The following is a 3,441-nucleotide window of genomic DNA, read 5'->3' as shown; positions in this document are numbered from 1 at the left end:
CCTCAAGCAGCAGGAATATCTCGATGACCTGGAGTCGGAGCTTTCGGCGCGCCCTGACCGTGCCTCTTGCCGTGTCACTGACGATGACGCTCGCCGCCTGCGCGGGATCGACGCAGGGGAGGGTGGAGGTGCGCCGCGATCTGCCCCAATTCCCCTCTTGGGGAATCCCGGTAACGGTGCCCCAGCCAAAAGCCGGTGACGATCCGCTGGTGGTTGCGGCGCGGGAGCGCGCGGGCAGGGGAGCGGCGAACCGCCGCATCACTGCGCTGGAAGAATGGTACGGCGCCGTGAGGGCCGAATACGCCGGGAGCTCACGATGACTGAGGCGGAATTGACCGAAGCCAAGATCAAGAAAATCGTGTCCGATACGGTCACGGAAACCCTCGTGCGCCTCGGCGTTGATGTCGAGGAGCCCTTCGAGGTGCAGGCGGATTTTATGCACCTGCGCCAATGGCGGAAATCCACGGAGGCCGTCAAGCGGCAAGGGCTCATTACCGCAATCGGCATTCTCACGGTGGGCGTGCTGGGCCTGATCTGGCACGCGATCCGCGGCGGCACGGGAGGGCCTTGAAATGGCTGACCATAACAGAGAGCGTGCAGAGCGCGAAATTGCCGCCGTCAACGCGGCATTGCTGTCTGGTAGCCCTCCTACCGTCGTGCCCGGCTCAAATCTCGTCAGGTCGGCCGGGACCGCAGCAGCGGCTGCGCTCGGCACCGACCGGCGACAGTTCCATTTCCGCGTCGGCAAACCGGGTAAGCTCGGCCTGTGGCACAGGAGGTACGGCTTGTCGCCGGACTGGGCGCTGTATCAACCAAAAGAGACACCGGAGCCGGAGGCGGCCGGGCCGACAGTAGACGACCGCGTCCGCGAACGGCGCCTTGAGCAGGAAGTGGCTTCTCTCCGAAAGCGCGAAAAGGCGCTGCTTGACCAGGTCATCAGCCTGCAGGATGCTCGCACGTCGATTTTCGGTCTTGCAGAGTCCCTCGGCGGGCCGGCGCTGATCGTGCCAAAACCCGGTAGTGGTAAAGGCGGGAACCGCTCTGTCATCCTGCACATATCCGACGTGCACGCCGGTGAGGCTGTCGACCTCTACGAAATGGACGGCCTCAACTCCTACAATGGCGACATTTGCCGGGCGCGCATGCAGCGGCTTTTCCGTACAGCGGCATCCCTGATGACGGAGCACTGGGCGGGGGACGCGCCGGAGGAGATCATCGTCTGTCTCGGCGGCGATATGATCGATAACAACCTGCGCGAGGAAAGCCGGCGCGGCGGGGCCATGCCAGTGGTCGAGAGCGCCAAGCTGATCGCCGAGGTCGTGGCTGGCGGGCTCATCTATCTCCATGAGCACGTAGGTGTGCCGATCAGGGTATACACGTCACCCGGAAATCATGGGCGCTTGGTTGCAAAGCCGCACTCCAACGAGGGCAACATCGACAACTGGGACGTGATGGTGTCGTGGTCCGTCGAAAAGATCGTCGGGCCACAGGACTGGATACGGTTCTTCTACACCGGGTCCGGCGAGGCGCTGTTCAACATCTACGGCTGGTGGTTCCTGCTCCAGCATGGGCACGAGGGCACAGGCGGCACTGGCGGGCTCTACGGCCCGGTCTACAAGCAGGTCCGTGGCATGTACCGGACGCATCAGACCTATGGCAGGCGGGGCAGGGGCTTCCATTTTGTGCTACAGGGGCACGATCATTCCCCGGTGAAAATCCCGTTCGGGTTCGGGAATGGCTCTGTGGTCGGCTTCAACGCGTTTGCTGCCCGCTCACTGAAAGCCGATCCGTCGCCGGCTTCGCAGAATATGCTTGTCGTCGAACGAGCCCTCGGCGTCATCGCATGGCACGAGCTTTTCCTTGGCATGCCATCCGAGGGCTCGCTGTATGAGCCTCCGGCGATTGACGCGAATTCCACTGGAAAGCCAGTGGTCAGGGTGAAGGCATCGGCTGCGTGAGCCAACTCCATCTAGCCCCCGTCCAAATGTGGCTGATGCTAGAACCCGAAACGCCATAGCGTTCCGCTAAGATGCGAGACTTCACTTTCCCCCGACTATTGAAAATCGTCAGGATGTCTGCCTGCGACAATTTGGACATGCCGTTGCGTTCGCCGTGATTGCTCGTCCCGTGAGCGACCTTGTCGGCCTCGTTTTCTGCCTGTGAGGCCCATCGCAGGTGACGCGGGTTCAGACACCCGAGATGTCCATTTCCGCATGAGTGCGCGCACTGCGGCCTGTCATCAGGTGGAGGGCCGTTGACGAGTTCACACATAACCTGGAAGGGGCGGCGGTGTGAGCCTTCATAGGACACCATCCCTCTGCCGGACGATGCTTTGTTGAATGGCCAGAGCAGGCGCTCGTCACGGTCGTAAGTTGTGTGTTGCTCGATCCAAGGGACATGAATGCCTCGAAATGGCGACCCGGCCAGAGGGTCTCCGTGCCGCCGCCAACGCTTGTAGTGGGACCCGCACCAGCCACGTCTATGGGCGAGCTTGCCGCAATCGGGGATGGAACATAAAACTTCGTCAGCCACTCGAACCTCCTATGTTCGGGCTTGGTCAGAGCGCGTCATCGGGTTGCAGCCCGGTGGCGCGTTCGCATTTTGTATCATGAGGAGCGCAAAATGTCGAACTTCTGGGGCCTGCGCGAGCGCCTTGAGGTGCAGCTCGAAGACCCCGCAACGCCCGAGCTGCCGCGCGTCCGCGTGCCCGCTGGATGGAGGGCGGCAGCATGATCATCGGTCTGACTGGGCTCGCGGGCAGCGGGAAAACGACTGCCGCACACAGGCTCATCGACGTGCATGGATTCACCCGCCATCCAATGGCAGGGCCGCTCAAGGCCATGCTCCACAGCCTTGGCCTGGACGAAACGCACACCGATGGTCCGCTCAAGGAGGTGCCCTGCGAACTGCTCGGCGGCCGCACGCCACGCTACGCCATGCAGACCCTCGGCACGGAGTGGGGCCGCAACACGATATGTCCCAGGCTCTGGATCGAGCGGTGGCACGCCACGTTGCCCAAAGGCAATGTCGTGGTCGACGATGTCCGATTCGGGGATGAGGCCGCCGCTGTACGCGCCTATGGCGGCATCGTCGTGAGGATAGAACGGCCGGGGCTGGAGGCTGGTGCGCACGTGTCTGAGCGGATGGATTTCGACGCTGACCACGTCATCGCCAACGGCGGGCCGCTCGCCCAGCTCTATCACGAGATTGACCGGATCGCGCCGCCAGTACCTCGATATGCAGATCAGGCGCATGGAGGGGGAGGCAGACTGGCTGGGATGAGGGGGGCACCGAGATGGCAGGGGAACGCCTCACGAACATATCCTTGGGGATTCCTTGGGACTTTCTGCGCCGACGCTCCGAAATCGAGTCCGTTTGTGCCCGCAATGTTCTGTGCTGTATTTTGGTCGAGGATGAGGAAATGACTAAATTATTCAATGA

4 protein-coding genes are annotated in these 3,441 nt (G+C 62.3%); all 4 read left to right on the top strand.

What is annotated here, in order from left to right:
- Positions 1–320 (top strand): hypothetical protein (locus ACUSIJ_RS29470; protein ID WP_449311974.1); only part of this gene is annotated, 320 nt, incomplete at its 5' end.
- The gene (locus ACUSIJ_RS29465) at positions 317–571 is read left to right on the top strand and encodes a hypothetical protein (RefSeq protein ID WP_449311973.1); all 255 of its coding nucleotides are present in this window, start codon (positions 317–319) and stop codon (positions 569–571) included. The genes ACUSIJ_RS29470 and ACUSIJ_RS29465, both read left to right, overlap by 4 nt.
- Before the next feature lies 1 nt (position 572).
- A complete protein-coding gene (locus ACUSIJ_RS29460; protein ID WP_449311972.1) occupies positions 573–1,958 on the top strand; it encodes a metallophosphoesterase in 1,386 nt (461 codons plus the stop codon).
- Positions 1,959–2,729: 771 nt separating this feature from the next.
- Positions 2,730–3,425, top strand: coding sequence for a deoxynucleotide monophosphate kinase family protein (locus ACUSIJ_RS29455; protein WP_449311971.1), 696 nt, complete (start codon positions 2,730–2,732; stop codon positions 3,423–3,425).
- Positions 3,426–3,441: the final 16 nt, after the last annotated feature.

It is taken from the genome of Pseudochelatococcus sp. B33 (assembly GCF_053570585.1).
The sequence above is the reverse complement of the archived record's forward strand: the minus strand, read 5'-3'. Positions and strand labels throughout refer to the sequence as shown.